5 protein-coding genes and 3 tRNA genes (1 of these 8 running past the window's edge) are annotated in these 7191 nt (G+C 56.0%); all 8 read left to right on the top strand.

What is annotated here, in order from left to right; all coding sequences use genetic code 11:
• Window positions 1–58, top strand: a tRNA-His gene (locus AC07NR_RS22765); it begins 118 nt to the left of the window's first position.
• A 58-nt stretch (window positions 59–116) separates the two neighbouring features.
• Window positions 117–201, top strand: a tRNA-Leu gene (locus tag AC07NR_RS22760).
• 76 nt (window positions 202–277) lie between these two features.
• A tRNA-His gene (locus AC07NR_RS22755) sits at window positions 278–353 on the top strand.
• 400 nt (window positions 354–753) lie between these two features.
• Window positions 754–2064 (top strand): trigger factor, encoded by a 1311-nt coding sequence (tig, locus tag AC07NR_RS22750; protein WP_248741112.1) that lies wholly within the window; start codon window positions 754–756, stop codon window positions 2062–2064.
• A gap of 92 nt (window positions 2065–2156) precedes the next feature.
• Window positions 2157–2792: an ATP-dependent Clp endopeptidase proteolytic subunit ClpP gene (gene clpP / locus AC07NR_RS22745; RefSeq protein ID WP_053161532.1), complete on the top strand. Its 636-nt coding sequence runs from the start codon at window positions 2157–2159 to the stop codon at window positions 2790–2792.
• A 112-nt stretch (window positions 2793–2904) separates the two neighbouring features.
• The gene (clpX, locus tag AC07NR_RS22740; RefSeq protein WP_016775335.1) at window positions 2905–4188 is read left to right on the top strand and encodes an ATP-dependent Clp protease ATP-binding subunit ClpX; all 1284 of its coding nucleotides are present in this window, start codon (window positions 2905–2907) and stop codon (window positions 4186–4188) included.
• A 163-nt stretch (window positions 4189–4351) separates the two neighbouring features.
• Entirely contained in the window at window positions 4352–6748 is a 2397-nt protein-coding gene (gene lon / locus AC07NR_RS22735) for an endopeptidase La (RefSeq protein WP_085712471.1), read from the top strand.
• Window positions 6749–6895: 147 nt separating this feature from the next.
• A complete protein-coding gene (locus tag AC07NR_RS22730) occupies window positions 6896–7168 on the top strand; it encodes an HU family DNA-binding protein (RefSeq protein WP_002552737.1) in 273 nt (90 codons plus the stop codon).
• Window positions 7169–7191: the final 23 nt, after the last annotated feature.

The following is a 7191-nucleotide window of genomic DNA, read 5'->3' as shown; positions in this document are numbered from 1 at the left end:
GTAGAGCACGGGATTGTGACTCCCGTTGTCGTGGGTTCGATCCCCATCGTCCACCCCATATTTCGAAAGGCGCCAGATGTAACAGTCTGGCGCCTTTGCTTTAAAAAGCTTCATCCGCGGATGTGGTGGAATTGGTAGACACACTGGATTTAGGTTCCAGCGCCGCGAGGCGTAAGAGTTCGAGTCTCTTCATCCGCACCAATCAAAGCTTCATTCATGCCGTTGGTAGGGTGAAGTTCTACAAAGAAGTTGTTTGGCTTCTTTGGCACGCAATATGGTGGGCGTAGCTCAGTTGGTAGAGCACGGGATTGTGACTCCCGTTGTCGTGGGTTCGATCCCCATCGTCCACCCCATATTTCGAAAGGCGCCAGATTTAACAGTCTGGCGCCTTTTTTGTTTCAGGAATTCGAGTTTCTGGCGACTGCCGGTTTCGGGTCGCAGGGCAGGGTGCTTCGTCGTATCAATGTTGCTAGATGATGCCGCACTGCCCGCCGACCTTGCTTGCGAGGTCGGCTGTCAGGGAGATGATTCAACCGCCTCTATATATAGAAGAGGTTGGCGCAGGGCCCTGGCTTGATTGGCTGTATTTGCTAACAGGGCGAGGCGCAACCGTTTGTCCCCGCCTTCAATTTGCCTGCTGTTTTTTTACCCGTTTTCAGTAGGGTGACTTCTTGAGTTTGACCTACTAGAATGCTTGCCCTTGATTCTTGGGTCGGAAACGGCCGGCTAACGTCTGTGCAACGAGGAATATCCATGCAAGTTTCTGTTGAAAATACTACTGCTCTTGAGCGCCGCATGAGCATCACCGTGCCGGCTGAGCGCATCGAGACTCAGGTCAACAAGCGTCTGCAGCAGACTGCCCAGAAGGCCAAGATTGCTGGCTTCCGTCCAGGCAAAGTGCCTATGAGCGAAATCAAGCGCCGTTTTGGTGCTGATGCGCGTCAGGAAGCGATCGGCGACGTGATCCAGTCCTCCTTCTACGAAGCTGTGGTTGAGCAGAAGCTGAACCCGGCCGGTTCGCCGTCGATCGAGCCTAAGTCGCTCGAAGCTGGCAAGGACCTGGAATACGTAGCCGTATTCGAAGTGTTCCCTGAGTTCACCGTTGCCGGTTTCGAAGGCATCACCGTTGAGCGTCTGAGCGCTGACGTGGCTGACGCCGATCTGGACAAGATGCTGGACATCCTGCGCAAGCAGAACACCCGTTTCGAAGTGGCCGATCGCGCTGCCCAGAACGAAGACCAATTGAACATCGATTTCGTTGGCAAGGTTGACGGCGAAGTGTTCGCTGGCGGTTCCGCCAAGGGTACTCAGCTGGTGCTGGGTTCGGGTCGCATGATTCCTGGCTTCGAAGAAGGCCTGGTTGGCGCCAAGGCCGGTGAAGAGCGCGTTCTGAACCTGACCTTCCCAGAGGACTATCAGAACCTGGACCTGGCTGGCAAAACCGCCGAGTTCACCGTGACTGTAAACACCGTTTCCGAGCCAAAGCTGCCAGAACTGACCGAAGAATTCTTCGCTCAATTCGGCATCAAGGAAACCGGCCTGGAAGGTTTCCGTGCCGAAGTTCGCAAGAACATGGAGCGTGAACTGCGTCAGGCGATCAAATCCAAGGTCAAGAATCAGGTAATGGACGGTCTGCTGGCCACCAACCCGATCGAAGTGCCAAAGGCTCTGCTGTCCAACGAAGTTGACCGTCTGCGCGTGCAGGCTGTTCAGCAGTTCGGTGGCAACATCAAGCCTGACCAACTGCCGGCCGAGCTGTTCGAAGAGCAAGCCAAGCGCCGCGTTGTCCTGGGTCTGATCGTGGCTGAAGTGGTCAAGCAATTCGACCTGAAGCCAGACGAAGCCCGCGTTCGCGAAATGATTCAGGAAATGGCTTCGGCCTACCAAGAGCCTGAGCAGGTTGTGTCCTGGTACTACAAGAACGAGCAGCAACTGAACGAAGTCCGTTCGGTTGTGCTGGAAGAACAAGTTGTGGATACTGTTCTGCAGAAAGCTAGCGTGACCGACAAATCGGTCTCTTACGAAGAAGCGGTCAAGCCGGTAGAAGCTCCAAAAGCCGACTGATTGTTTCTGCGTTAGAAGCACACACCATAAGCCAGCCTTCGAGCTGGCTTATGCGTATTCAAGACATGACTATTTGGGAGTGACTGCAGAGCATGTTCCGTAATTCCTATATTCAGCAGAACTCTGATATCCAGGCCGCCGGCGGCCTGGTCCCGATGGTTGTCGAGCAATCTGCTCGTGGCGAGCGCGCCTATGACATCTACTCGCGTCTTCTCAAGGAGCGAGTGATCTTTCTGGTGGGTCCGGTAGAGGACTACATGGCCAACCTGATCTGCGCGCAATTGCTGTTCCTTGAAGCGGAAAACCCGGACAAGGACATCCATCTTTACATCAACTCCCCGGGCGGCTCGGTCACTGCAGGCATGTCGATCTACGACACCATGCAGTTCATCAAGCCAAACGTGTCGACCACCTGCATCGGTCAGGCCTGCAGCATGGGCGCATTCCTGCTGACCGCAGGTGCACCGGGCAAGCGTTACTGCCTGCCGAACTCGCGAGTGATGATTCACCAGCCACTGGGCGGTTTCCAGGGCCAGGCGTCGGATATCGAAATCCACGCCAAGGAAATCCTCTTCATCCGCGAGCGTCTGAACACGCTGATGGCCAAGCACAGCGGGCGCACTCTGGAAGAAATCGAGCGCGATACCAACCGCGACAACTTCATGAGCGCAGAAGCTGCGAAGGAATACGGCTTGATTGACGAAGTGATCAACCAGCGTCCAGCTTAAAATAAGCAACTCAAAACAGGCCTGATCGGCTGGTCCGATCAGTGGCGGGCTTGAAAAAGCCCGCAATAGCCTTCATCTTGTGTTGCAAGCCTATCGGATTTGGATCGAACGAATGACTGACACCCGCAACGGCGAGGACAACGGCAAGCTGCTCTATTGCTCCTTCTGTGGCAAAAGCCAGCATGAAGTGCGCAAATTGATTGCCGGCCCCTCGGTCTTTATCTGCGACGAGTGCGTCGACCTGTGCAACGACATCATCCGCGAGGAGGTGCAGGAAGCACAGGCCGAAAGCAGCGCGCATAAATTGCCTTCGCCTAAAGAAATCAGCGGCATCCTTGACCAGTACGTCATTGGTCAGGAGCGTGCGAAGAAGGTTCTGGCGGTAGCGGTGTACAACCACTACAAGCGTCTGAACCAGCGTGACAAAAAGGCTGACGACGTCGAACTCGGCAAGAGCAACATCCTGCTGATCGGCCCGACAGGCTCCGGTAAAACCCTGCTGGCCGAAACCCTGGCCCGCTTGCTGAACGTTCCGTTCACCATTGCCGACGCAACCACCCTCACCGAGGCGGGTTACGTGGGTGAAGACGTCGAGAACATCATTCAGAAGCTGCTGCAGAAGTGCGATTACGACGTGGAAAAGGCCCAGATGGGCATTGTCTACATCGATGAAATCGACAAGATTTCGCGCAAGTCCGACAACCCGTCGATCACCCGGGACGTTTCCGGTGAAGGCGTGCAGCAGGCCTTGCTCAAGTTGATCGAAGGCACGGTCGCTTCCGTTCCGCCGCAAGGTGGCCGCAAGCATCCGCAGCAGGAATTCCTGCAGGTCGACACCCGTAACATCCTGTTCATCTGCGGTGGTGCGTTCTCCGGTCTGGAGAAAGTGATTCAGAACCGTTCCACCAAGGGTGGCATCGGTTTCAACGCAGAAGTGCGCAGCAAGGAAGAAGGCAAGAAGGTTGGTGAGTCCCTGCGTGAAGTCGAGCCTGACGATCTGGTCAAGTTCGGTCTGATCCCGGAATTCGTCGGTCGTCTGCCGGTTCTTGCGACGCTGGACGAGCTGGATGAGGCTGCATTGATGCAGATTCTCACCGAGCCGAAAAATGCCCTGACCAAACAGTACGCCAAGCTGTTCGAGATGGAAGGCGTGGATCTGGAATTCCGTTCCGACGCGCTGAAATCGGTCGCCAAGCGTGCCCTGGAGCGTAAAACCGGTGCCCGTGGCCTGCGTTCGATTCTCGAAGGTGTGCTGCTCGACACGATGTATGAAATCCCCTCGCAGTCCGAGGTGAGCAAAGTCGTGATCGATGAAAGCGTGATCGAAGGCAAGTCCAAGCCACTGTATATCTACGAAAACAGTGAGCCGACGGCCAAGGCAGCGCCGGACGCGTAAGTGTCCACCCTGCCGGAACAAAGAAGGGGCCTTCGGGCCTCTTTTTTTTTATGTCGTTTTTTACATCCGCTTTGCGCTTGTTTTTTTTCAAGGCAGCCCCCATCTTGGTTTCAAGCTTAATTCCATCTGATTACGGCCATATGGCCGCCGTAGAGGCGAAATCATGAAGACCACCATCGAATTGCCTCTCCTGCCATTGCGTGATGTCGTTGTGTATCCGCACATGGTTATCCCGCTGTTCGTGGGGCGCGAGAAATCCATCGAAGCCCTCGAGGCCGCGATGACGGGCGACAAGCAGATCCTGCTGCTGGCCCAGAGAAACCCGGCTGACGACGATCCTGGCGAAGACGCTCTGTATCGCGTCGGTACCATTGCCACCGTTCTGCAACTGCTCAAGCTGCCTGACGGCACCGTAAAGGTTCTGGTCGAAGGCGAGCAGCGCGGTACTGTCGAGCGTTTCAGCGAGGTCGATGGCCACTGCCGTGCCGAAGTTTCCCTGATCGACGAAGTCGACGCCGCCGAGCGCGAGTCCGAAGTCTTCGTGCGCACGCTGCTGTCGCAATTCGAACAATATGTTCAGTTGGGCAAGAAAGTCCCGGCTGAAGTCCTGTCGTCGCTCAACAGCATCGATGAGCCGGGCCGTCTGGTAGACACCATGGCTGCGCACATGGCGTTGAAGATTGAGCAGAAGCAGGAAATCCTCGAAATCATCGACCTGGCTGCCCGGGTCGAGCACGTTCTGGCTCTGCTGGACGCCGAAATCGACCTGCTGCAGGTCGAAAAGCGCATCCGCGGTCGCGTCAAGAAGCAAATGGAGCGCAGTCAGCGCGAGTACTACCTGAATGAGCAGATGAAGGCCATTCAGAAGGAACTCGGCGACAGCGACGAAGGCCACAACGAAATCGAAGACCTGAAAAAGCGCATCGACGCTGCCGGTCTGCCGAAAGACGCCCTGGCCAAGGCCACCGCCGAGCTGAACAAGCTCAAGCAGATGTCGCCGATGTCGGCCGAGGCCACCGTCGTGCGTTCCTACATCGACTGGCTGGTACAGGTGCCGTGGAAGGCCCAGAGCAAGGTGCGTCTGGATCTGGCCCGTGCCGAAGACATTCTCGACGCCGATCACTACGGCCTGGAAGAGGTCAAGGAACGCATCCTTGAGTACCTCGCCGTGCAGAAGCGGGTGAAAAAGATTCGTGGCCCGGTGTTGTGCCTGGTCGGTCCTCCGGGCGTGGGTAAAACCTCGCTGGCGGAGTCGATTGCCCACGCCACCAACCGTAAATTCGTGCGCATGGCCCTCGGTGGCGTGCGTGACGAAGCGGAAATCCGTGGTCATCGTCGGACTTACATCGGTTCGATGCCAGGAAGATTGATTCAAAAGATGACAAAGGTGGGCGTCCGCAACCCGCTGTTCCTGCTCGATGAAATCGACAAAATGGGCAGCGACATGCGTGGCGACCCGGCGTCGGCGTTGCTGGAAGTGCTCGATCCGGAGCAGAACCACAACTTCAACGATCACTATCTGGAAGTCGATTACGACCTGTCCGATGTGATGTTCCTCTGCACTTCGAACTCGATGAACATTCCGCCGGCGCTGCTGGACCGGATGGAAGTGATCCGTCTGCCGGGCTACACCGAAGACGAAAAGATCAACATCGCCGTCAAGTACCTGTCGCCAAAGCAGATTGCCGCCAACGGCCTGAAGAAAGGCGAGCTGGAATTCGACGAAGAAGCGATCCGCGACATCATCCGTTACTACACCCGTGAAGCCGGTGTGCGTGGCCTCGAGCGGCAGATTGCCAAGGTCTGCCGCAAGGCGGTCAAAGAGCATGCACTGGAAAAACGCTTCTCGGTGAAAGTGACAGCTGATCTGCTGGAGCACTTCCTCGGTGTGCGCAAATTCCGCTACGGTCTGGCCGAGCAGCAGGATCAGATCGGTCAGGTGACCGGCCTGGCCTGGACTCAGGTCGGCGGTGAATTGCTCACCATCGAAGCGGCCGTGGTGCCGGGCAAAGGGCAACTGATCAAGACCGGTTCGCTGGGTGACGTAATGGTCGAATCGATCACTGCGGCCCTGACCGTTGTGCGCAGCCGTGCCAAGAGCCTGGGCATTCCCCTGGACTTCCACGAGAAGCGCGACACCCACATTCACATGCCGGAAGGTGCTACGCCGAAAGATGGCCCGAGCGCCGGTGTAGGCATGTGCACCGCACTGGTGTCCGCTTTGACGGGTATTCCTGTGCGCGCCGATGTCGCCATGACCGGCGAGATCACCCTGCGTGGTCAAGTCCTTGCCATTGGTGGCCTGAAGGAAAAACTCCTGGCCGCGCACCGTGGTGGAATCAAGGTCGTGATTATTCCGGAAGAGAACGTGCGTGATCTGAAGGAGATTCCTGACAATATCAAGCAGGATCTGCAGATTAAACCGGTTAAATGGATTGACGAGGTCCTGCAAATTGCGCTGCAATACGCGCCGGAGCCCTTGCCGGATGTGGCTCCGGAGATTGTCGCGAAGGATGAAAAACGCGAGTCCGATTCCAAGGAAAGAATTAGCACGCATTAATACGTCTTTGGCTGGGGGGCTTGTTGACAGTTTTTTAGAGCCCTTGTTATAAAGCGGCTCTTAAGTGTCTGTAGGCCATTCAGCACTCGTTTTTGCTTTCACCAAAAAACTTAGAATCATCTCAAAATAGATATAAGGGGACTTAGAGTGAACAAGTCGGAACTGATTGATGCTATCGCTGCATCCGCTGATATCCCGAAAGCTGCTGCTGGCCGTGCGCTGGACGCTGTAATCGAATCCGTCACTGGCGCTCTGAAGGCTGGCGACTCCGTAGTTCTGGTAGGTTTCGGTACTTTCTCGGTAACCGATCGTCCAGCTCGCATCGGTCGTAACCCACAGACCGGCAAGACTCTGGAAATCGCGGCAGCCAAGAAGCCAGGTTTCAAAGCCGGTAAAGCCCTGAAAGAAGCCGTCAACTAAGTTTGATTCAGGTTTTTACCCAT

It is taken from the genome of Pseudomonas sp. GW821-FHT09C09 (assembly GCF_059418105.1).
This window is presented reverse-complemented; position numbering and strand designations above follow the sequence as displayed.

Coding starts and splice junctions, on each gene's coding strand:
- tig (WP_248741112.1), top strand. CDS start 754: ATGCAAGTTTCTGTTGAAAATACTACTGCTCTTGAGCGCCGCATGAGC.
- clpP (WP_053161532.1), top strand. CDS start 2,157: ATGTTCCGTAATTCCTATATTCAGCAGAACTCTGATATCCAGGCCGCC.
- clpX (WP_016775335.1), top strand. CDS start 2,905: ATGACTGACACCCGCAACGGCGAGGACAACGGCAAGCTGCTCTATTGC.
- lon (WP_085712471.1), top strand. CDS start 4,352: ATGAAGACCACCATCGAATTGCCTCTCCTGCCATTGCGTGATGTCGTT.